Here is a 21,863-nt window from a genome sequence, read left to right as displayed (position 1 = left end):
CTTCTTACGATTATCTAGTTTTCAAAGAACGAATGTTGTGCATTGAGAGAATTGCTCCCTCAAAACTAAACAAACAAAAAGCGGTCAACTTTTATCAGTCCACAAGGACTGCATATTCCTTAGAAAGGAGGTGATCCAGCCGCACCTTCCGATACGGCTACCTTGTTACGACTTCACCCCAATCATCTGTCCCACCTTAGGCGGCTGGCTCCTTACGGTTACCCCACCGACTTCGGGTGTTACAAACTCTCGTGGTGTGACGGGCGGTGTGTACAAGGCCCGGGAACGTATTCACCGCGGCATGCTGATCCGCGATTACTAGCGATTCCGGCTTCATGTAGGCGAGTTGCAGCCTACAATCCGAACTGAGAATGGTTTTATGGGATTGGCTAGGCCTCGCGGCTTTGCTGCCCTTTGTACCATCCATTGTAGCACGTGTGTAGCCCAGGTCATAAGGGGCATGATGATTTGACGTCATCCCCACCTTCCTCCGGTTTGTCACCGGCAGTCTCCTTAGAGTGCCCAACTGAATGCTGGCAACTAAGAACAAGGGTTGCGCTCGTTGCGGGACTTAACCCAACATCTCACGACACGAGCTGACGACAACCATGCACCACCTGTCACTCTGTCCCCCGAAGGGGAACGTCCTATCTCTAGGAGTGTCAGAGGATGTCAAGACCTGGTAAGGTTCTTCGCGTTGCTTCGAATTAAACCACATGCTCCACCGCTTGTGCGGGCCCCCGTCAATTCCTTTGAGTTTCAGCCTTGCGGCCGTACTCCCCAGGCGGAGTGCTTAATGCGTTAGCTGCAGCACTAAGGGGCGGAAACCCCCTAACACTTAGCACTCATCGTTTACGGCGTGGACTACCAGGGTATCTAATCCTGTTTGCTCCCCACGCTTTCGCGCCTCAGCGTCAGTTACAGACCAGAAAGCCGCCTTCGCCACTGGTGTTCCTCCACATCTCTACGCATTTCACCGCTACACGTGGAATTCCGCTTTCCTCTTCTGCACTCAAGTCCCCCAGTTTCCAATGACCCTCCACGGTTGAGCCGTGGGCTTTCACATCAGACTTAAAGGACCGCCTGCGCGCGCTTTACGCCCAATAATTCCGGACAACGCTTGCCACCTACGTATTACCGCGGCTGCTGGCACGTAGTTAGCCGTGGCTTTCTGGTTAGGTACCGTCAAGGTACCGGCAGTTACTCCGGTACTTGTTCTTCCCTAACAACAGAGCTTTACGACCCGAAGGCCTTCATCGCTCACGCGGCGTTGCTCCATCAGACTTTCGTCCATTGTGGAAGATTCCCTACTGCTGCCTCCCGTAGGAGTCTGGGCCGTGTCTCAGTCCCAGTGTGGCCGATCACCCTCTCAGGTCGGCTACGCATCGTCGCCTTGGTGAGCCGTTACCTCACCAACTAGCTAATGCGCCGCGGGCCCATCTGTAAGTGTCAGCGTAAACCGACTTTCAGCTTTTCCTCATGAGAGGAAAAGGATTATCCGGTATTAGCATCGGTTTCCCGATGTTATCCCAGTCTTACAGGCAGGTTGCCCACGTGTTACTCACCCGTCCGCCGCTAACTCTCAAAAGCAAGCTTTTGAAAGTCCGCTCGACTTGCATGTATTAGGCACGCCGCCAGCGTTCGTCCTGAGCCAGGATCAAACTCTCCGAGAAAGTTGATTTAGCTCATTTTGTTACGTTGGCTTAGTTTCATACGAAACTAATATTATTGTTTGTTGACGTTTTTGTTTGTTTAGTTTTCAAAGAACAATTTTTCAATCGCTCAAAAGCGACTTTATTAATATACCATCTCAACACTAGAAAGTCAAACATTATTTTAAAATATTTTATTTCGTTTGAGACGAGAATATTAGTCTATCATATAAAATGATTTCTGTAAATCACTTCATATGATATTCCTAGTTTTGGAGATGCATTTTTCATCATCTCCCTCACCAGGATTATTATATTACTATTATATTTTCAACTTGTCAACACTTTAAATCATTCCCTTAAAGTATTGGCACCTTAACCGTAAAAGTACTTCCTTTTCCCAATACACTTGATACTTGTATCGTTCCTTTATGGGTTTCAACAATCCATTTAGCAATAGACAATCCTAAGCCATGCCCTCCCATTTGCCGCGATCGAGATTTATCAGCCCGATAAAAGCGCTCAAAAATCTGTTGAAAATCCTCTTTTTTAATTCCAATCCCCGTGTCTTGAACCATTATTTTGATCAAGTGTGCTTCTTTAGAAAGGGATAACTTAACCTCTCCGCCGTTTGGAGTATATTTAATCGCATTATCTAAAAGGATATATACTAACTGAGCCAGCCTTTGAGAATCGCCCATAACGATTAGGCTGGCAGGCGCAATTAATTCTAGCGATATTTGTTTAGTTGCTGCAAGAGGATGTAGTGAATCAATCGTTTTTTCTGCTAATGGCCGGAAGTCAAATCGTTCATTTCTCAGTTCAATCGTATTCGAATCTGATCGAGCCAATGTTAACAAATCGCTGACCAAATGGGTCATTCGCTTTACTTCTTCTCTCATATTAGAGAGTAATTTTCCTGCCATATCTTCCTTTTCTGTATCGATGGTCATTTCCAGTGCATCCACAGACGATAACAAGACACTTAATGGCGTCCGCAATTCATGTGAAGCATCTCCAACAAATTCACGCTGTCTTGTAAAGGCAGCGCTAATCGGAACCATGGCCCTTTTCGACATGCCCATGCTAATAAACAAAGCGACACCGACAAATACAATGCCTAAAATAATGAGGATGATCAGAATCCAATGAAATAATTGATAAGTAAATGTGACATCTTTGCCGACATATAGTTGACCAATGAATTGACCATTATTATAAATTGACTGGCCGGCTATCATCAGATGAATATCTTGGGAAACACCGGGAGGACGAAATTCCCCCTTTTTCCCTCTGCCCTTTACATTTTCATCCATTCGTAATGTTTCTTTACCTATATTTCTACTATATTGTCCTCTGCCCTTCACGAGATTCAGCAAATTCATCCGTAAACGAGGATTGGTTTCATACCCCATCAGCACTTCACCATTAGGACCTATCACATAATAAAAAAATTGGTTAACACCAGCAAATACCACTTCTTGATTCTGGATTCTCTGTAAATCACTTTGGCCATTTTTTATCATATAATTCTCTATAAAACCAGCCTCTTGATTGACGAGTGTTTGCAGTTCCCGTTCTTGATTATTGAGGATAACAAAATAAAGAACAGAATACACAATGATAATAAACAAACTGAGAAAGAGGATCAGAAGTCCAGTAAAGTTACGGGTCAATCGGTTTTGGGTATTTTTAAAAACATCCTTCTCGAAGGGATTCGTAAAAAAATGAAAAAATGGAACAAGTTTAGAGTTCAAATTTATAACCTACCCCCCTGATGCTTTGCAGGCTTTCTTGTTTTTTTAATAATTGTAATTTCTTACGTATTAATTTAATCGTTGCATCGATTGTTTTTAACGCGACATCGGTTTCAAGGCCCCATACCCGTTCAAGTATAACTTCTCTTGGCAATACCTGCCCTTTATTTTTCACGAGTAAATCTAATAATTGAAATTCCCGCGGGCTTAATTGAATTTCTACTTTCCCCGCGCGGACCACATGACTCATTCGATTCAAAATGAGATCATCTATCTCAATTTCCTCTTCTAAAATAGGGGCATAGTTGCGACGGGAAAGTGCCCGCAGCCGCGCTAATAGTTCGTCTATTTCGAACGGTTTTACAAGATAATCATCCGCTCCGGAATCGAGACCTTCAATTCGGTCTATTACCGTATCTTTAGCTGTTAACATCAGGATGGCGCCTGAATACCCTTGTTTTCTTAATCGACGGCATACATCGACCCCACTTCCATTGGGCATCATCCAGTCCATGATGATCACATCATAGTGAGCAGAGTTTGCATAGTAGTAGGCATCTTCGCCTTCCATTACCCATTCTACATTGCAGCCGCCTTTCTTCTTTAACATGTATACGATTAAATCACCCAGACGGGAATCATCTTCAGCTAGTAGGATATTCATTCATCATGAGCTCCTTTAGATTAAATTCTTTTTGTACAATCATTTACCTACTTGATCCTACCAGCTGATTCTTAAAATTTACTTAAATACAAAAAAGAAGCACCCAAACGTTTGAAGGTGTGCTTCCTTATAAAATGATTCTCTAAATTAGCAAATACCTTTATGCGATTTCCCTTTCCATTTTGCCTTTTTTCCTCATTTTACCCGCAAATAGTACCTTCAACGATAAATAGATTCCTGAACCCGTTAAGAAAATCATGGCAATGGCGGTAAGGTCGATTAACCACTTAACATTCGTGGTGCCTATTCTACCCTCATGAAGCCCTTTAATAATACTCATAAAAGAACCTTGTGAGGCTCCCTCACCACCGAAGCCTCCTTGTCCCCTTTGAAATCCTTGACTTGGAACTTGCCCATTTGGGTTGGTTCCATTTGGGCCTTGGTTTTGATTGCTCGGGTTCGCTTGATTGTTTGACTGACTTTGTTCGCCCACCTGCCCTTGAACCTGTCCCGCTGTTTGGCTTGGGTCGGTTGTAGTTCCTTGCTGTTGTCCAGGCCCCATGCCCATTTGCCTTGGCTGAAAGTTCCCTTTTTGTACCATCTGTGATTGCCCAATAAGCCATGGTTCATTCATGATTAACCCTGTAATGGACTCCATTAAGATAAAAATAGAGCAAATTAGCCCAATCCATAAGTGTGCTTTCCTTGTTTTCTTCATATTAAGATTCTCCTCTACTTTTTTTAATTTCCGGTTTTACCACTCGGGGCTCCTTGTCCACCACCGTTTGGAGGCATACCTCCGCCAGTCATTCCGCCGCCCATCCCTTGCATCATCCTGCCTTGTTGAGATGAGGAGGAGCTCCCCGAAGTTAGCTGCGGTAATTGGATCGTTTCCCCTTCTGTTACGCCTTCGGTTATCTCCACATATTCATCAGTTGATAGACCTGTTTTCACCGTTTTTTGCTCTGTAGTACCAGTGGAAGATTCTCCATTTGCAGCAGTGGCAATTACATATTTTTCAGTATTGTTTGTGTAGATGGCATCCACTGGAACATAGAGTGCCTCATCCTTGCTAGCCGTTAGAATACTTGCTTCTGTACTCATCCCCACTTTTAGGCTGGTCGGCTTGTCGATATGAATCGTTACCGCAAACGTTGATGATCCACTTTCTGACGATCCTTCTTCGGCAACTTCCGTTACTTTTCCTGAATAGGTTTGATCAGGATAGGCACTGACAGTTAAGCTTACTGTCTGGTCCTTTTTAACTTGAGGAATGTCTAATTCTTCCACTTGAACGACTGTTTGTAAATCTTCATAATTGGTCAAATGAGCCACAACCATTCCATTTGTTACACGTTCCCCAGCTTTCACTTCTATAGTTGTAATCGTTCCATCATAAGCTGCTCTAATCGGGTCACTATCATCGGTAAAAGTGACTAATTCGTCCCCCTCACTTACTTTGTCACCGACAGCCACTAACACTTCATCGATTTCGTTATTGTCATCGGTTGCTTTAATATCTTCGCTTATGACTGGTTCGATGGTTCCTGAACCACTAATTTTTACTTCTAACTTTCCTTTTTGTACCGTCGCTGTTCTAACTTGTGAGGAAACCTCAGTAGTACTGTAATTGGCGTTATACCACTGATATCCGACAAATCCTACAACGGCCACAATAATCAGCACCCAAATCCACTTTTTCATTTGTTCAAACTCCTTTTGTCCCATAGAATAGTCCGGACCTATACCATGGTGTTTTTTCTTCCTTGAGCCTATTATCATGTGGAACCCTTAACTTATCCTTAAAATGAATAAAAAAAGTGCCTGACACCCGATGCGGTTAAGCATCGGGTGTCAGGCACCAATATTACATATAAGACGTTAGTTAATTTATATAGTGTTTTAACTTTGCTTTTGTCTCTTCATCCGCAAAGGCCGCTTCTACACTATTAAGATAAATTTGTTTATAATCCGCTTCAATGATCGGAAATTCCTCAGAAACAATGGCACATTCCTTGGTCATCGTGGTATCAGAGACCGTTCGATTGTCCGTGTTGACCGTTACCTTTATCCCATCTTGATGAAATTGATAGATAGGATGCTCACCCAAACCGCTTACTGCTTTTGTTTGAACATTACTTGTTGGACACATTTCAAGGACGATTTGCTTATCTTTCACGATTTTATATGCCTCTGGACAATCCTTAATAAACACCCCATGCCCAATTCTTTCAGCACCCAACAGTTCGACCGCTTCCAGCACATTTTTCCCGATTCCGGTTTCACCTGCATGAATGGTGACTCTGTAGCCATACTCTCTTGCAAGCCTAATCGGTTCAACGTATTTGTGAGAAAAACCTTCTGCTTCAGAGGCACATAAATCGATTGCGACCACTCCTTTACCAAGGAATTCTCTCCCTTTTTCGACCACAACAAAAGCATTTTCTGCTGACATCGTTCGCATACATGACAAGATAATATTCCCTTTTATATCGAACGCCGCCTCCGCTTCCTTCATTCCATCAATCACACTTTGGATCACTTCTTCGATGGTTAAGCCCTTGGCCACATGGAGTAACGGGGCAAAGCGAACCTCCATATACTTTACTTGTTCCTTAGCAGCATCTTCAAAAAGTTCAAAGGAGATTCTTTTTAAATTCTCTTTTGATTGCATAACGAGATTTGGCAGCGCAAAACGTTGCAAATATTCATCCAGGGATTCACATTCTGCTGGCGCAATCAATTCTTTTAGTAATTCTTCCTTATCCATCGAGGGTATGGAAATTCCCTCTCTCTTTGCGATATCGATAATTGTTTCTGGTCTAAGGCTTCCGTCTAAATGGCAGTGCAGTTCAATTTTCGGTAGTCCCGTAAAATTCATTGTTGTCATCCCCCATTCAAGTAAATTTAATAAAAAAAAATTCCTGATTACGAAGAAAATACACATCAAATGTACCTTCTTCGTAATCAGGAATTATAGGTTCCTGGTAGAGACCTCCAAACCATATCTTTGGAGTTATACGAATACGCTTTTATTACTATGCTATTGATAAATAGGATAGTAAAATTTACTCTTTTTGTCAATAGAGGTCTGACAACTGAACCAGTCTCTATACTTTTAAAGAGGAACTATTATACAATTAGTGTAGGATTTTCAAAAAAGTGTGGTGAATCAATTGTTTAAATTATTATTAATTGAAGATGATGTCACGTTGTTTAACGAAGTGAAGGATCGGTTAACTGGGTGGTCTTATGATGTTTATGGGATAAAGGATTTTAGCCAGGTCATGCAGGAATTCACGGCAATAAAACCCGATTTAGTCCTAATTGATATCCAACTGCCCAAATTTGACGGCTTTCATTGGTGCCGGATGATCCGTTCTCATTCCAATGTTCCGATTCTTTTTTTATCATCACGTGATCATCCTACAGATATGGTGATGTCAATGCAGCTTGGAGCGGATGATTTTATTCAAAAGCCGTTTCATTTTGATGTATTAATTGCCAAAATCCAAGCAATCCTCCGCCGTGTTTATAACTACAACACCGAGCAAATCACCCTTAAAACGTGGTGCGGGGCGACAGTGGATTATGAAAAAAATACCGTCAGCCATTCAGCTGGCACCGTTGACCTTACCAAAAACGAAACGTTTATTTTAAAAAAGCTGATTGAGCAAAAAAACAAGATTGTCAGCCGCGAAGATTTAATCAAAAGTCTGTGGGAAGATGAACGATTTGTCAGCGATAACACCTTAACAGTCAACGTGAATCGTTTGCGAAAAAAGCTGGACGAGCTTGGCTTAGGAAGCTATATCGAAACAAAGGTAGGGCAAGGATACATCGCTATTGAAGAGGCGAATGAGTATGATTAAAGCCTATATAATAGAAAGGCGCAGTTGGATTGGTTTGTTCATCTTTTTGCAGGCGCTTATCTTATTTGTCTCGTTTATTGATTCGGCCATCCCATTCCTGCCGCTCCTTTATATTGTATTCTTATCGACCCTAATCTTTATCATTTTTTTCATATTTCGTTATCATCGAGAGACGAAATTCTTTACTAGTTTAAATGAACGTGAAAACAATCTAGATTTATCCACTCTTATCGAAGCAGATCGTCCCTTTGAAAAAATAGTCGAGAATAGCATGGTGAGCCAAACGGAGCTGCTGAAGCAAACGTTTACGAAAAATCTGGTGGACCTGGAGCAGGAAAAAGATGATTTATTAGCGTGGATTCACGAAGTCAAAACACCTTTGACGGCCATGCATTTAATGATTGATCGCTTAGAGGATGGAGTCACGAAAGCACAATTAGAGCACGAATGGCTAAGAATCCACCTACTGCTTGATACACAGCTTCACCAAAAGCGAATTCCCTTTATCGAGAATGATTTATATATAGAAGAAACGGATGTAAAATCTCTACTTTTTAAAGAAATTAAGACCTTACAATCTTGGTGTATGCAAAAAGGAATTGGCTTTGATATTGATTTAGAAGTGGCCACCGTTTTAACAGATGCCAAATGGCTCGCCTTTATGATCAGGCAGCTATTAACGAATGCGGTGAAATACAGCGAAGCCTCGGATATTATTATTCATTCTTATCATCATGGGGGTCGGACCAAATTGAGTGTACAGGATTTTGGGCGGGGAATTGACCCTAAGGATCTACCCCGCATTTTTGAAAAAGGCTTTACCTCCACAACCACACACCATGACAACGCCGCGACAGGGATGGGATTATATTTAACTAAAAAAATTGCTAAGCCACTCTTCATTCATATCGACGTGTGCTCGGAACTGGGATCTGGCACAAGGTTTACATTAACCTTTCCAAAACATAATGAGTTTGGCCGAATTACAGGCATGTGACAACATTGTCACATGCTTTTGCTATTTGTTAGACTAATCGAAGGAAAGGACTTCCAGAGGCTTTTATAATGAAGGTATCGAAATAAGGAGTGTGGATGGTCATGACGATATTAGCAGCCCATAAAATTCATAAAAGCTTTGGAAACAAGTTAAATAAACAAGAAGTTTTAAAAGGAATCGACCTTACTGTAGAGGAAGGGGAATTCGTGAGTATCATGGGGGCATCCGGTTCTGGAAAAACAACCTTACTCAATGTTCTTTCTTCTATTGATAAAGTTAGCGGTGGAACCATTTCAATTGAAGGCAAGGAAATGACAGCGATGAAGGATCGTCAGCTCGCGGAATTCCGCAAGCAGCATCTCGGATTTATTTTTCAAGATTATAACCTCTTAGATACATTAACCGTCAAAGAAAATATCCTCTTGCCATTATCGATTACCAAGGTTTCTAAAAAGGAAGCCGATGAAAAATTTCGAGCCGTGGCGGATGAGCTTGGGATTTATGAAATAAAGGATAAGTATCCAAATGAAATTTCTGGCGGACAAAAACAGCGAACCTCTGCGGCACGAGCATTTATTCATGGACCAAGTATCATTTTCGCTGATGAGCCGACTGGTGCACTCGATTCAAAATCGGCCTCTGATTTGTTAAACAAATTAAGCGAATTAAATCAAAATCGAAAAGCCACGATCGTGATGGTGACACATGATCCCGTGGCAGCAAGCTTTAGCAGCAGAGTGGTCTTTATTAAAGATGGGCAAGTTTATACGCAACTAAATAAAGGCGAGCAATCCAGACAGATCTTTTTTAAGGACATTATGAAAACGCAAGGTGTATTAGGTGGTGTTCCTTATGAGCATTAACCAACTGATTTTTCGAAACTTGAAAAAGAATATAAAAAACTATTATCTTTATGTGTTTGCGCTCATCTTTAGTGCTGCCCTTTACTTCGCCTTTGTCACCTTGCAATATGACCCGGCAATGGAGGAAACAAAGGATGGAATAAAAGGTGCGGCGTCCATTCGGGCGGCATCTGTCCTGCTTGTTGCGATTGTATCGATCTTTTTGCTCTATGCTAACAGCATTTTTATTAAACGACGCAGCAAGGAAATCGGCTTATTTCAATTAATCGGGATGACCAAGAATCGAATTTTCAATATCCTAACTGCTGAGAATTTTATTCTCTATTTTGGTTCTTTAGTAATCGGGATATTGATTGGCTTTTCTGTATCGCGATTGATTATAATGATTCTCTTTAAAATTACTGGGATTGATGCGATTGCCGGCCTGCACTTTTCTACAACAGCCCTTGTTCAGACGCTGATTGTTTTTAGTGTCATCTACTTGTTGATTATGCTAATGAACTTTATGTTTATCAAAAGGCAAACGATTCTTTCTTTATTTAGAGTCGTTTCCTCAACAGAAGAAAAAGTCAAAAAAATGTCTGTGGTTGAAATCATTATCGGGATTATTGGATTAATATTGATTGTTTCAGGCTATTATATTTCATCTAAATTATTCGAGGGTTCCTTTACATCAATGGCAGAACTGTTTCTAGCGATGATCTTTATTCTTGCTTCTGTCATTATCGGCACCTACCTATTTTATAAAGGGTCTGTTAGTTTCATTTTCAACATCATTCGGAAAAAGAAGGATGGGTATTTATCCATTAACCAGGTTTTATCCCTGTCTTCAATCATGTTTCGGATGAAATCAAATGCCTTATTATTAACCATTATTACAACCATATCAGCATTGGCGATTGGTTTATTGTCCTTAAGCTATATCTCCTATTATTCAGCTGAAAAGATGGCTGAAAATCAGGTGGCTGCAGATTTTTCGATAAACAATGAAGATGATGCAACAAAATTCACGAAAGCATTAGCGGCGAATAGTATTGCTTTTAATGAGAAAAGGATTGAGGTCATTCAAGTAGCTGCAAATCTTAAAAATATTTTAGATACAAACCTAGAGGGGGTCATGGTTGACCCTAAGGCGCTAACCCTGCCAATGGTTAGTGACCGCGATATTAAGAATATGGATGTGTCAGCAGAGGATACCGTGTTTACTGGTTACAATGATCTGCTGCAGAAGTTTATGAAACTTAAAGATTCTGGTGAGATTGAACTAAAAGGTAAACACGAAACAATCCCCCTCGCTTACTTAGGGCTGAAAAAGGATTTCGTCATTTCCGGTAATTTCACTAACGGCGGCCAGCCGATTGCGATTGTTGATGAGACTGTATTTGAGCGGTTAAAAAAGGATATTAATCCGGCTATTCAGAAGGACACCTCTCTCTTTATTGGGATAACGTTAAAAGATGACTCCCAACTTGAAAAGGCAGATCACCTTTTTAACGAATTGACCCTAAATGAAAAGGAACAGAATGCGTCTCGTTTAGACATCAGCAGTCACCAGAAAAAAACGATGGGGCTCATCATGTTCATCGTCGGCTTTTTAGGACTTACCTTTTTGATTACATCAGGCTGTATTCTTTATTTTAAGCAAATGGGTGAGAGTGAAGAAGAAAAGCCCAATTATACGATTTTACGAAAGCTTGGGTTTACCCAGAGTGATCTGTTAAAAGGCATCCAGGCCAAACAGTTATTCAACTTCGGTATCCCCTTAGTGGTTGGACTATTCCACAGTTATTTCGCCGTTCAGTCAGGATGGTTCCTATTCGGGACAGAAGTATGGACCCCTATGATTCTTGTCATGGTCATCTATACAGGATTGTATTCTATCTTCGGAATCCTCTCTGTTCTTTACTATAAAAAGGTAATAAAAGCGGCATTATAACACTATAGAACAAAAAGAAGCAGCCGTTTTTCACGGCTGCTTCTTTTCGTTTCTTTTCTTTTCTACTCACCATATAGTAATAATGGTGCCTGACACCCTTACTACTATATTAGACTTAGTTATGCTTCTTTTGAGATTTCTTGCCCCGCCTGCCCTATTTGCTTTGAGTCTTGTTTCCTTACAAGATGGACTAGCCCATAGACTAGTGGCGTTGTTAGAATTGAGGCAAGAAACTTAAATATATATTGAGTCAGAATGAGGCTGCCTAGGATAGCCAGTGGCATGGTTCCGTAGAAAGCAATTGTAATAAAGATGGTGGTATCAATTAATTGGCTCAGCATGGTGGACGCATTGTTACGTAACCACAGCTTTTTTGACCCATGAACACTCTTTAATTTATTAAACACAAACACATCCAAGTTTTGACTAACAGCATAGGATATTAAACTTGCAATAATAACACGGAAACTTCCATTTAAGATGGTTTCGAATGCCTTTTGCTCTTGGAAGACTGGCGCTGCCGGTAAATGAATCGAAATCGTAATGAAGATGAGAGCAAGGACTTGGGTAACCAGCCCTGCATTCACTGTTCTGCGCCCTTCCTTTTTTCCATAAACCTCTACAATGACATCAATTAGCGGATATGTAAAAATATAAACAACCACCGCAGCCGGAAGCATCGCCCATTCCCCAATGCTAAATAACTTAACAGCTACGATATTAGCTAAAATTAATAACCCTACAAAAATTCCATTCAAATAAAATATCATTTCTTTCTTCCTTCCCCTAACATTTATCGATTGTCGACCTTTTCTGGATAAAGGTCATGGTTCATCAAGCGATAATGAGCCATTTCCTCGTATTTGGTACCTGGCTTCCCGTAATTGCACCAAGGGTCAATCGAAATTCCGCCACGCGGTGTGAATTTTCCCCAAACCTCAATATAGCGGGGATCGAGCAAGTTAATTAAGTCATTCATGATGATATTCACACAATCCTCATGGAAATCTCCATGATTCCTAAAGCTAAACAAATATAATTTTAACGATTTGCTTTCTACAATCTTTTGATTCGGGACATATGAAATATACATCGTCGCAAAATCAGGCTGACGGGTCAGCGGGCACAAACTCGTAAACTCCGGACAATTAAATTTTACAAAATAATCTCGTTCCGGATGGAGGTTATCCACTGCCTCCAATACCTCCGGTGCATATTCAAATGAATAGGTCGTCCCTTGATTACCTAAAAGTGTTAAATCCTTTAATCCTTCTGTAGGCTTACGGCCAGACATAAAAAAACCCCCTGTAAAATGTGTCCCCACACTTTTTTCAAGAGAGTCTCTACTGATAATTCTATACAAACATTAGGGATAAAAAACAAAAAGGCCACGTCCAATATGGACATGGCCGACTAGTCATGTATCCATAGTTTTTTATAGAGGGTATCAGCTATGAACCTCTCCCGTTCAAGTACGGGTATGATTTTCTTCTTCCTATCTTAAAGAACTGATTGAAAAACGTCAAATAAAAGTTTTAGGTATTTTCATTTAAGCTGTTCGTTTAAAACATTTTCTTCTAAGACAGAAAATTTATCGCCATATACTTTGGTGATATGGTTTTCTCCCCAGGTACATAATGCACTTAATATACTTTCTAGGCTCCACCCATAGTCACTTAATTCATACTCTACTTTCGGCGGGACTTGATTGTATACAATTCTATTTATAACACCATCTTCCTCTAATTCCCGTAATTGCTGGGTTAACATCTTTTGAGTGATGTCTGGCATGAGGCGTTTTAATTCGCTTGTCCGTTTTTTGCCATGCGTCAAATGACAGAGAATCACGCATTTCCACTTTCCTCCGATTACCTCAAGTGTAGCCTCTACCGATATATTGTATTTCTTTTTTTTCATATGAACTCCTCCATTTTTGAAGGCACAAAAAAGTAACTATATAACTTATAGGTACCTATATCACTTTAAAGTGCGTACTTCCTATTTAATTACCTATATCCCATAATAACATTTGCCGGTTGGAATTTCTTGTATTTAATAGTCTGTTATAAATCACGCCCCTTCATTCAAGGGACAATATTTAGGAGGAGATAATCAAATGTCAATAGATCAACGTAGAAGTACCTTCGCGCTGCTCGCGTTAGCCGTGAGTGCGTTTGCCATTGGAACCACTGAATTTATCAGTGTCGGATTATTACCGCTAATAGCGGGAGATTTACACATATCTGTAACAACAGCCGGCTTAACGGTTTCTTTATATGCTTTAGGAGTAACATTTGGGGCGCCAATTTTAACAGCTGTTACATCCCGGATGTCCCGAAAGGCCTTATTACTTTGGATTATGGTTATTTTTATCATCGGAAACAGTCTTGCAGCTAGTGCAGGAAGCATTGGGGTTTTATTAGCCGCCCGAGTGATTTCTGCCTTTTCACATGGTGTCTTTATGTCAATCGGCTCGACGATTGCGGCAGATTTAGTGCCCGAAAACAAGAGAGCTAGTGCAATCTCCATTATGTTTTCAGGATTAACGGTTGCGACTGTGACAGGAGTACCTTTTGGTACCTTCATTGGACAGCAATTCGGCTGGAGAATGGCATTTATCATCATTATTATTATTGGAGTTATCGCTTTTTTTGCCAACAGCATCCTTGTTCCCTCTGATTTACAAAAAGCGAATCGAGCCACGTTTCGTGATCAAGTGAAGTTGGTAACGAATGGACGGTTATTACTTTTATTTATTATTACTGCGTTGGGTTATGGAGGGACGTTTGTGGTCTTCACTTATTTGTCGCCGATCCTGCAGGATGTAACAGGATTTAAAGAAGGAACTGTGGCCTTGATTCTGCTTGTTTACGGCATTGCCATTGCCATTGGGAATATGGTTGGCGGAAAGCTGTCAAATCATAATCCAATTAGAGCATTGTTTTATATGTTCATAGTCCAAGCAGTTGTCTTATTTGTCCTGCAATTTACCGCTCCCTTTAAAATCGCAGGATTAATCACGATTATCTTTATGGGTCTCTTGGCGTTTATGAATGTTCCTGGACTGCAGGTGTATGTCGTCATGTTAGCAGAGCGGTTTGTGCCTACGGCGGTGGATGTAGCTTCCGCTATTAATATTGCTGCCTTTAATGCTGGTATTGCGATTGGCTCCTACTTAGGCGGCATCATCACGAATTCTATTGGACTGATTCACACTACTTGGATTGGGGCATTGATGGTTCTAGGTGCGGTCATCCTTACAGGCTGGAGTCGGATTCTTGAAAGATCGGATTCTCGAAAGAAAAGACAGTAATTAGGTGGTGTCAGGCACCAATAAATGGGTTATCACGGTGGCAGAGTTACGAAGGGTGTCAGGCACCAATAAAGGCACCAGTAAGTAAGATTGCAAAGGGTGGAACCCTTTGCAATCAATTATTTATTTCCTTACTTACCTTGTTACTTCCTTTAATTTATCCCTTTTAAAAAAAGGAAGCTTTGTTTCTGATATGATAATAGCACTTAGAATGAGGATGGCACCAAATAGCATTTTGATGGTCAGCACTTCGTGTAAAATAATAACGGAAAATACCATGCCCCAAAATGATTCTGTTGAAAGAATAATGGCAGCCTTTGTTTCTGAAATCCATTTTTGCGCAACGGATTGCAACAAAAAGGCAATCGTTGTCGAAAAGATCCCAAGGTATAGTAGTGACAACATCCCATCCATCTCGACTGCATGGAAGGTTTCTCCTTTGAAAAAGACAACCACAAATCCAATGACAGCCGCGGTCATCATTTGGATAAGCGTTAAAAGAATCGGATCTGAATCTTTCACAAATTTGGCCGTATAGAATATGTGGAAGGCAAAGCCTACCGCACAGCCTAATGTCAGCAAATCCCCCATATTGATTTCAGAGGATAGTTTCAGTGATAACACACCGACGCCAACCATTGCCAATATTGCCCCTGTCAGTTCGTAGTAGTCCATTTTTCTTTTATACAATAGCAAGCCAATCAGCGGAACAATGACGACATTTACAGCTGTTAAAAAAGCATTTTTAGATGGCGTCGTAAATTGAAGTCCGACTGTTTGCAGTGCAAACGCCAAATATAAAAAGATCCCCAATATCGATCCTTTGATGATTGTACTTTTATTAATCACTTTTAATCTTTTATGAAAAATAATGCTTAAAATGACAGCTCCAACTAAAAATCTTCCAGCTAAAATCTGATATGGAGTAAAGTACTCCAATGAGATGGCGCTCGCTACAAAGCCGCTTCCCCAAATAATTGCTGTAATCGTAAGAGCAAGTTCCCCCATGTACTTGCGCATTTAATCCCCCCTGATATTACACATAAACTCATTTTAATCTATACCTATTCTAAATGTAATCATTTTTTCTTTAACCGCTTATTATTGGAAAGGGCAGGCTGAGACAGTGTAACTTGGCCGCATAGAAATAGCTGACTTAAAAAGCTTTAATGTGAAAAATAAATGAAGAAAAGTCCTTTTTAATAAGCGGCATGGATAATCCAATCTTCATTAATTCGTCTCCCACGTACGGATTCTGACTGCTGTTTATTTTGTAATTAACGTTTGGATTCAGCCCGCGTAGTTTAAGACGTAGAAAAGGCGGATTGGGTGTTGCCAGTGTCTTGTAGTAAAAAACAACCGCCTGCTCTTGATTTTCCGCTACATACATCCAGGCCGTGTCCATTCCGTCAAATGGACTTAGCAGCCTATACTGGTCACCAAACAGCACAATATTCTTTATGTTATGATAAAGACTGATTTGCTGGCGCACAACTGTTTTATCATCAATACTGAGTTTATCGACATTTAGTTCGAATCCTAAATTGGCTGCCATCGCCACATGACACCTCATTTGAAGAGGTGTTATTCTTCCTGTCTGATGGTTCGGCACAGCTGAAACATGCGCCCCCATCGTGATCGCCGGATAAACAAGGCTTGTTCCATATTGGATTTTCAGCCTCTCAACAGCATCTGTATTATCACTCGTCCACGTTTGAGGCATGTAATAAAGCATCCCTGGATCAAATCGGCCGCCACCGCCCGAGCAGCTTTCAAACAAAATCTTAGGAAAGCACTGGGTTACTTTTTCTAAAACTCGATACAGACCCAGCATATAGCGATGTGCAGTTTCCTTTTGCCTTTCTGGTGGCAGTGCTGCAGATCCCACCTCTGTCATATTTCGGTTCATATCCCATTTCACATAGCTAATCGGAGCACTCTGGAAGAGATTTATCAGCGTTTCGATAAGCCATTCACACACGTCCTCCCGACTTAAATCCAGGACGAGCTGGTTCCGCGATAAGGTCCGATTTCTCCCCTTCACATGAAGACACCAATCAGGATGCTTGCGGTACAATTCACTGTCGGGGGAAACCATTTCCGGTTCGACCCACAGTCCAAATCGCATCCCCTTCTGGTTGACGTAATCAGCTAATCCCTTTAAGCCGTGCGGCAGTTTGGTTCGATTAACAACCCAATCACCTAGGGAGCTTTTATCATTATCGCGATGCCCGAACCAGCCGTCATCCAGAACAAAAAGCTCAATCCCCAGGCCTTTCGCTGCATCAGCGATGTCTTTTAATTTTTTTTCATTAAAATTAAAGTAGGTTGCTTCCCAATTATTAATAAGAACGGGACGTGCTTGGTCACGAAAGGGGCCCCGGCACACTCTTTTCCGCAATAGTTGATGAAACGTTCTCGACATTCCGCCAAGCCCTTCAGCAGAATACACCATGATGGCTTCAGGTGTCTGGAACGTTTCCCTGGGCAGAAGCAGCCAGGCAAAGTCAAATGGATTCAGTCCGATACTGAGTCTTGCTGTGTCAAAAGGATCCACCTCGATGGATGCTTGGAAATTCCCACTATAGACAAGACTAATGCCATAAACATCGCCATACTCTTCGTTAGCAGCTTTTGACAGCAAGGCTATAAAGGGATTATGCTGATGGCTGCTAGCCCCTCTAGCAGAGGAAATCATTTGAACTCCATGCTGTAAGGATGACCGTTCCATATGGCGCTCTCGTGCCCACGCACCGTGGAGATGGAGCCAGTCCCAATGGGAACTATGGAAATCAACCGACATGCTCATGCATTTTTGAATTTCTACTTTATGACTGCCAAGGTTCTCAACCTGAACTGATCTAGTAATTACCGCAAAGTCGCGAAATATCGTATAACTTAGATTCAGTCCCACGCCAAGAAGTGAGTCTACTAATGTGATTACAAGTGTATCTGCTTCTGCCTCATCTTCCACATAGGCCGATGGCAGTCCCTGTAACGGACGTTTTCCTTTATATATTTCATAGGAATCATACACAAACTCTGTAATAGTCGATCCATCATCTGATCGCAGCTGATAGGCAGGAGCACGAAAATCTCCGTTTCCAAAAGCAGGGTATTCCTGCGGTAGTGTATCTAGCGAGAACTGGGGGTCGGCTGCTAGATTGGAAGGCGAAAAAGCTCTTCCCTTAAATGCTAGAATCTTTGATGGCTGGAGAACGTGCACCCGCTCCCCCCAATATAAATGGGCCAAATACTTCCCATGAACAAGCTGAATCATATAACTCATCGTATGGTTATATAAATGAAAAACCTGATCTGCCACATTAAACTCAATCGGCATAAATATCCCCCTCCAACCTCCTAAAGACCTCTTTCCACTATATTCACACCCAATATAAAAAATGGGTGTCAGGCACCGAATAAAGTTATCAAATATGTAAATGATAACAATGAAAAATTTTCTTTCTGGTTTTTCCAGATTTGATGAGGGTGTACGGTAATGGATCATTTGAATCAGTTGATTGAGCAGTTTGGTTATCTGGGCATTACGTTGGCTTTAATGGGCGGGATTATTGGATTACCGATTCCAGATGAGTTCATGCTCACCTATGTGGGCTATACGGTTTTTGCAGGTAATCTGGCATACTTTCCTTCTCTTTTATGTGCCTATATCGGGTCAAGTATTGGTATAACCGTCAGCTTTATATTAGGTCTTAAATTAGGCATACCGTTTTTACATAAGTTTGGTCCCAAATTGCACATTAGTGTAGCAAGGATTGAACAAACTAGGAAATTATTTAACAAATTCGGTCCATTTCTTCTTGTCATCGGCTTTTTTATTCCTGGTGTCCGGCACATCACAGCGTATCTTGCCGGCATCAACAATTATTCCTATAAAAAGTTTGCCTTATTTGCCTATGTTGGAGCAACGATCTGGTGTTTTACGTTTATCACGTTGGGAAGAGTGCTTGGAGGAAATTGGGTGTATGTTGGCAGTTATCTTTCAAGGTACAGTGTTTATTTCATCCTTCTATTTCTATTTGGAATTATTTTTTATTTTTCCTATCGCAGGAAAAGACGAGTGGTGAAAGACATTTCTTAATGAGCAGAAAAAAGATGCCCTCCACATGAGAGCATCTTTCTTATTTGAGTCCCGATAACCCATTTTACCAGCCGCGGCTGGCACCGCCTCCGCCAGACGAGCCGCCTCCGCCTCCACGAGAACCACCGCCTCCGCCTCTGCCGCCGCCACGGCCAATGATGGAGAGAAGCAGATAGGTAAGAGTTCCGCCAAAAAACTTAAAGTCTAGAAAGACCACTACGAGGACCACAATAATCAAGAGCCAAGAAGGAATCCCTATTCCTTCATCCGACGGCACAGCTTGATTAGGGGCTGGGGCTGGTGTTGTTTCCTGGCCGCCCTCGATTCCATATTCGGCGAATACTTCATTAGACAATGCTTTAAAGGTCTCTGTGACTGCTTTATTCGGCTGTTGGTTTTTCAAATAGGGAATAGCATATTCATCCAAAATCCGGCCCGCTTTGGCATCAGGAATTCTCCCCTCAAGCCCATAGCCAACCTCGATTCTCACCTTACGTTCATTCATGGCTAAAACGAGCAAGACCCCGTTATCTTTCTCTTTGCTGCCAATTCCATATTGCCGAAATGCCTTATTGGCATAGTCTTCGATTGCTTGGTCACCAATGGTTGGTACGGTTAAAACAGCCACTTGCGCTGTTGTTTGATCTTCAATGCTTCTGCCTAGGTTGATTAGTTCAGCTTTTTCTGTTTCAGTTAAAACATTGGCAAAATCCTGTACATAAATATCTCCCACTGGAGCAGGAATTTTGATATCCTCAGCCAGTGCATTTGCTGCACCCAGAAAAAAAGTGAAAAACATCAATAAGGAGCTGAAGACCTTCTTAGCGTCCATTACCCGTTGCCCCCAAAATCAACTTTTGGAGCTTGTTGGGCTTGAGGATCCGCTTTGAAATATTCCTTTTGATCAAAACCGCCAATACCGGCAATAATGGAACCTGGAAATCTCTTTACCTTTTTATTAAAGACTGCAACCTGTTCGTTGTAATCCTTTCGCGCGACAGCGATTCTATTTTCTGTTCCCGCCAGTTCATCCATTAATTGGGTAAATTGTTGGTCTGCTTTAAGGTTTGGGTAATTTTCCACCACCACGAGTAATCGGCTTAATGCACCAGACAATTCAGCGTTAGCCGTTGCTTCCTCCTCAGGCGTTTTCGCACCAGCTAACCGTGCTCGCGCATCTGATATAGAAGCAATGACTTCCTTTTCATGTGAAGCATAACCTTTTACGGTGTTTACTAAGTTCGGGATTAAATCCAGCCTTCTTTGCAGCTGATTTTCAATTTGAGCATGTGACTGGTTCACGTCTTCTTCGAGATTAACAAAACCGTTATAGCTGGACATGAACATGAGGCCGAAAATAACAATGATGGCGACCACAATTCCTATTCCTAACCACCCTTTTTTCATTCTAACCACGCTCCTTTCTCACCTTATAGTATATATCACTTGATATATAAGTTCCCATTATCAGCAATAAAAAAACAACAGCGAGTTAATCAAACGTTTGATTAGTTTTTTCCTGAAGTATAATTCCGTTGAAAACCTTATCTATCAACGGTTAAGCCCTATTTAATCAAACGTTTAATTAGTTTTTCACCCACGATGATTTTTTTAATCAAACGTTTGGTTAGTTTTTGAAAGTCAGTCTCAGCATACTCTCATGCTCATTTAATCAAACGTTTGATTAGTTTTTTTGTAAAAAAACTCCATAATTATAACTTAATCATATATTGTTGTTCTTTGACCCCTTCACTTGAAAAGACCCGTTCCATATATTTGATTTCTTTATCTGACATCAATAAGACAGTGGAGCTTCTCGTTCCATAATCCTTACTCTTGATAAACAGTGGGGAAAGCATCCTTTCCACATCTAGAGAAACTCCCGTGTTCGGAAGCAAATCATCTGGGGCTGGGTCAGCCTGTTGAAGAAGTGCAAATAGCTCTTCCGCTAGATTCTCCTGTTTCCCGCTTATTATCGTTAAAATACCCTCCTTACCTTTTTGTACCTTTGGCCAACTGGTATTTAATAAATGATTGCTGACACCGTGAATTCCCGGTCCAATCTTTACTAATTCCTGGCCGATATTTGAAACATAATATAACTCTTTAGCGTCGCCTGCTAAAAGATTATAACCAGGGTATAAATCCTTACAACTCCCCAGTCGTTCCATATAATTCTTTATATCCCCCTTATATGTAAGGGCACCAGCCACTAACTCTCCGCGTGATTGTTTTCCAACAGATGTCTCTTTAGGGTTTCGATAATTAGTCAATGCAGCAAATCGTCCACCCGTCGTCACACCCATCCAAGTTCCCATTTTTTCTAAATCACGTCCCGCTAATATGTTGGGCTGGTCATCCCAATAATGAACAGGAGCAGTTGGCCGTTGATAGGCCTCATCACGATTTGCAGCTACGATGAGCTTATATTCTTTATGAACTTGGTGGGCAAACAGGATTAAACACACGAAAAATCACGACCTTTAGTTAAAATTTAAAGCAGGGGTTCTCCTATTTTACTGGAAAAGCCTTCCTCCCATATTCTTTATTCGGCACATTCTTAACAAAACCTCTATTAAACAATACGTAAGACGTAATATTGGTGTCAGGCACCCGAATTATTTTCCCCGTTTCGAAGAAAATAATATTGTTGTTATTTTTACCTTGCAGTTTGTTATGTGGTAGGCATGATTTTATGATTTAT

General features: G+C 41.2%; 19 protein-coding genes, 1 rRNA gene and 2 riboswitches. Of the genes, 6 read left to right on the top strand and 14 right to left on the bottom strand.

Annotation, left to right across the window (positions count from 1 at the left end; translation table 11 throughout):
- Positions 1-123: 123 nt before the first annotated feature.
- The 6 genes from AC4E8C_RS02830 to add form a co-directional block, all read right to left on the bottom strand.
- A 16S ribosomal RNA gene (locus AC4E8C_RS02830) occupies positions 124-1,673 on the bottom strand.
- A 338-nt stretch (positions 1,674-2,011) separates the two neighbouring features.
- Complete coding sequence (locus AC4E8C_RS02825; RefSeq protein ID WP_490210098.1) at positions 2,012-3,409, bottom strand: sensor histidine kinase; 1,398 nt, start codon at positions 3,407-3,409, stop codon at positions 2,012-2,014.
- Entirely contained in the window at positions 3,399-4,073 is a 675-nt protein-coding gene (locus AC4E8C_RS02820) for a response regulator transcription factor (RefSeq protein WP_490210096.1), read from the bottom strand. The genes AC4E8C_RS02825 and AC4E8C_RS02820 overlap by 11 nt, the downstream gene beginning before the upstream one ends.
- Before the next feature lie 160 nt (positions 4,074-4,233).
- The gene (locus AC4E8C_RS02815; RefSeq protein ID WP_490210094.1) at positions 4,234-4,791 is read right to left on the bottom strand and encodes a PepSY-associated TM helix domain-containing protein; all 558 of its coding nucleotides are present in this window, start codon (positions 4,789-4,791) and stop codon (positions 4,234-4,236) included.
- Positions 4,792-4,814: 23 nt separating this feature from the next.
- Positions 4,815-5,777, bottom strand: coding sequence for an efflux RND transporter periplasmic adaptor subunit (locus AC4E8C_RS02810; RefSeq protein ID WP_490210093.1), 963 nt, complete (start codon positions 5,775-5,777; stop codon positions 4,815-4,817).
- Positions 5,778-5,958: 181 nt separating this feature from the next.
- The gene (gene add / locus AC4E8C_RS02805) at positions 5,959-6,954 is read right to left on the bottom strand and encodes an adenosine deaminase (RefSeq protein WP_490210091.1); all 996 of its coding nucleotides are present in this window, start codon (positions 6,952-6,954) and stop codon (positions 5,959-5,961) included.
- A gap of 63 nt (positions 6,955-7,017) precedes the next feature.
- A riboswitch (purine riboswitch) is annotated at positions 7,018-7,117 on the bottom strand.
- Between the two features lie 132 nt (positions 7,118-7,249).
- On the opposite strand from add, the gene AC4E8C_RS02800 reads away from it, so the two are divergent.
- The 4 genes from AC4E8C_RS02800 to AC4E8C_RS02785 all read left to right on the top strand — a co-directional run bounded on the left by AC4E8C_RS02800 (position 7,250) and on the right by AC4E8C_RS02785 (position 11,741).
- A complete protein-coding gene (locus tag AC4E8C_RS02800; protein WP_490210089.1) occupies positions 7,250-7,945 on the top strand; it encodes a response regulator transcription factor in 696 nt (231 codons plus the stop codon).
- The gene (locus AC4E8C_RS02795) at positions 7,938-8,942 is read left to right on the top strand and encodes a sensor histidine kinase (protein ID WP_490210088.1); all 1,005 of its coding nucleotides are present in this window, start codon (positions 7,938-7,940) and stop codon (positions 8,940-8,942) included. Before AC4E8C_RS02800 ends, AC4E8C_RS02795 begins: the two co-directional genes overlap by 8 nt.
- A gap of 101 nt (positions 8,943-9,043) precedes the next feature.
- Positions 9,044-9,805: an ABC transporter ATP-binding protein gene (locus AC4E8C_RS02790; RefSeq protein ID WP_490210086.1), complete on the top strand. Its 762-nt coding sequence runs from the start codon at positions 9,044-9,046 to the stop codon at positions 9,803-9,805.
- Positions 9,795-11,741: an FtsX-like permease family protein gene (locus tag AC4E8C_RS02785; protein ID WP_490210084.1), complete on the top strand. Its 1,947-nt coding sequence runs from the start codon at positions 9,795-9,797 to the stop codon at positions 11,739-11,741. The genes AC4E8C_RS02790 and AC4E8C_RS02785 overlap by 11 nt, the downstream gene beginning before the upstream one ends.
- 119 nt (positions 11,742-11,860) lie before the next feature.
- Here the strand turns inward: AC4E8C_RS02785 and AC4E8C_RS02780 are convergent, their stop codons facing one another.
- The 3 genes from AC4E8C_RS02780 to AC4E8C_RS02770 all read right to left on the bottom strand — a co-directional run bounded on the left by AC4E8C_RS02780 (position 11,861) and on the right by AC4E8C_RS02770 (position 13,658).
- Complete coding sequence (locus AC4E8C_RS02780) at positions 11,861-12,511, bottom strand: queuosine precursor transporter (protein WP_490210082.1); 651 nt, start codon at positions 12,509-12,511, stop codon at positions 11,861-11,863.
- Between the two features lie 23 nt (positions 12,512-12,534).
- Complete coding sequence (gene queF / locus AC4E8C_RS02775) at positions 12,535-13,035, bottom strand: preQ(1) synthase (RefSeq protein WP_490210081.1); 501 nt, start codon at positions 13,033-13,035, stop codon at positions 12,535-12,537.
- A gap of 127 nt (positions 13,036-13,162) precedes the next feature.
- Positions 13,163-13,209, bottom strand: a riboswitch (PreQ1 riboswitch).
- Between the two features lie 77 nt (positions 13,210-13,286).
- Entirely contained in the window at positions 13,287-13,658 is a 372-nt protein-coding gene (locus AC4E8C_RS02770) for a winged helix-turn-helix transcriptional regulator (RefSeq protein ID WP_490210079.1), read from the bottom strand.
- A gap of 199 nt (positions 13,659-13,857) precedes the next feature.
- On the opposite strand from AC4E8C_RS02770, the gene AC4E8C_RS02765 reads away from it, so the two are divergent.
- The gene (locus AC4E8C_RS02765; RefSeq protein ID WP_490210077.1) at positions 13,858-15,054 is read left to right on the top strand and encodes an MFS transporter; all 1,197 of its coding nucleotides are present in this window, start codon (positions 13,858-13,860) and stop codon (positions 15,052-15,054) included.
- Between the two features lie 135 nt (positions 15,055-15,189).
- Here AC4E8C_RS02765 and AC4E8C_RS02760 read toward each other — a convergent pair whose 3' ends face one another.
- Both AC4E8C_RS02760 and AC4E8C_RS02755 read right to left on the bottom strand, forming a co-directional pair.
- On the bottom strand, positions 15,190-16,074 hold the full coding sequence (locus AC4E8C_RS02760) for a DMT family transporter (protein ID WP_490210075.1): 885 nt from the start codon (positions 16,072-16,074) through the stop codon (positions 15,190-15,192).
- 136 nt (positions 16,075-16,210) lie between these two features.
- Entirely contained in the window at positions 16,211-18,397 is a 2,187-nt protein-coding gene (locus AC4E8C_RS02755; RefSeq protein ID WP_490210073.1) for an alpha-galactosidase, read from the bottom strand.
- 159 nt (positions 18,398-18,556) lie between these two features.
- On the opposite strand from AC4E8C_RS02755, the gene AC4E8C_RS02750 reads away from it, so the two are divergent.
- Positions 18,557-19,159, top strand: coding sequence for a DedA family protein (locus AC4E8C_RS02750; RefSeq protein ID WP_490210072.1), 603 nt, complete (start codon positions 18,557-18,559; stop codon positions 19,157-19,159).
- Between the two features lie 64 nt (positions 19,160-19,223).
- Here AC4E8C_RS02750 and AC4E8C_RS02745 read toward each other — a convergent pair whose 3' ends face one another.
- From AC4E8C_RS02745 to AC4E8C_RS02735, 3 genes are all read right to left on the bottom strand, one after another.
- On the bottom strand, positions 19,224-19,991 hold the full coding sequence (locus AC4E8C_RS02745; protein ID WP_490210070.1) for a TPM domain-containing protein: 768 nt from the start codon (positions 19,989-19,991) through the stop codon (positions 19,224-19,226).
- On the bottom strand, positions 19,991-20,566 hold the full coding sequence (locus tag AC4E8C_RS02740) for a LemA family protein (RefSeq protein ID WP_490210068.1): 576 nt from the start codon (positions 20,564-20,566) through the stop codon (positions 19,991-19,993). The genes AC4E8C_RS02745 and AC4E8C_RS02740 overlap by 1 nt, the downstream gene beginning before the upstream one ends.
- Positions 20,567-20,871: 305 nt before the next feature.
- On the bottom strand, positions 20,872-21,627 hold the full coding sequence (locus AC4E8C_RS02735) for an NRDE family protein (RefSeq protein WP_490210067.1): 756 nt from the start codon (positions 21,625-21,627) through the stop codon (positions 20,872-20,874).
- Between the last annotated feature and the right edge of the window lie 236 nt (positions 21,628-21,863).

Source organism: Neobacillus sp. SRL179 (assembly GCF_984799095.1).
This window is presented reverse-complemented; position numbering and strand designations above follow the sequence as displayed.

Excerpts from the sequence above, each read along its gene's own strand:
- AC4E8C_RS02795 (WP_490210088.1), top strand. The coding sequence starts at position 7,938 with ATGATTAAAGCCTATATAATAGAAAGGCGCAGTTGGATTGGTTTGTTC.
- AC4E8C_RS02770 (WP_490210079.1), bottom strand. The coding sequence starts at position 13,658 with ATGAAAAAAAAGAAATACAATATATCGGTAGAGGCTACACTTGAGGTA.
- AC4E8C_RS02785 (WP_490210084.1), top strand. The coding sequence starts at position 9,795 with ATGAGCATTAACCAACTGATTTTTCGAAACTTGAAAAAGAATATAAAA.
- AC4E8C_RS02815 (WP_490210094.1), bottom strand. The coding sequence starts at position 4,791 with ATGAAGAAAACAAGGAAAGCACACTTATGGATTGGGCTAATTTGCTCT.
- AC4E8C_RS02745 (WP_490210070.1), bottom strand. The coding sequence starts at position 19,991 with ATGGACGCTAAGAAGGTCTTCAGCTCCTTATTGATGTTTTTCACTTTT.
- AC4E8C_RS02740 (WP_490210068.1), bottom strand. The coding sequence starts at position 20,566 with ATGAAAAAAGGGTGGTTAGGAATAGGAATTGTGGTCGCCATCATTGTT.
- AC4E8C_RS02810 (WP_490210093.1), bottom strand. The coding sequence starts at position 5,777 with ATGAAAAAGTGGATTTGGGTGCTGATTATTGTGGCCGTTGTAGGATTT.
- AC4E8C_RS02780 (WP_490210082.1), bottom strand. The coding sequence starts at position 12,511 with ATGATATTTTATTTGAATGGAATTTTTGTAGGGTTATTAATTTTAGCT.
- AC4E8C_RS02755 (WP_490210073.1), bottom strand. The coding sequence starts at position 18,397 with ATGCCGATTGAGTTTAATGTGGCAGATCAGGTTTTTCATTTATATAAC.
- AC4E8C_RS02765 (WP_490210077.1), top strand. The coding sequence starts at position 13,858 with ATGTCAATAGATCAACGTAGAAGTACCTTCGCGCTGCTCGCGTTAGCC.
- AC4E8C_RS02750 (WP_490210072.1), top strand. The coding sequence starts at position 18,557 with ATGGATCATTTGAATCAGTTGATTGAGCAGTTTGGTTATCTGGGCATT.
- queF (WP_490210081.1), bottom strand. The coding sequence starts at position 13,035 with ATGTCTGGCCGTAAGCCTACAGAAGGATTAAAGGATTTAACACTTTTA.
- AC4E8C_RS02790 (WP_490210086.1), top strand. The coding sequence starts at position 9,044 with ATGACGATATTAGCAGCCCATAAAATTCATAAAAGCTTTGGAAACAAG.
- AC4E8C_RS02760 (WP_490210075.1), bottom strand. The coding sequence starts at position 16,074 with ATGCGCAAGTACATGGGGGAACTTGCTCTTACGATTACAGCAATTATT.
- AC4E8C_RS02820 (WP_490210096.1), bottom strand. The coding sequence starts at position 4,073 with ATGAATATCCTACTAGCTGAAGATGATTCCCGTCTGGGTGATTTAATC.
- add (WP_490210091.1), bottom strand. The coding sequence starts at position 6,954 with ATGAATTTTACGGGACTACCGAAAATTGAACTGCACTGCCATTTAGAC.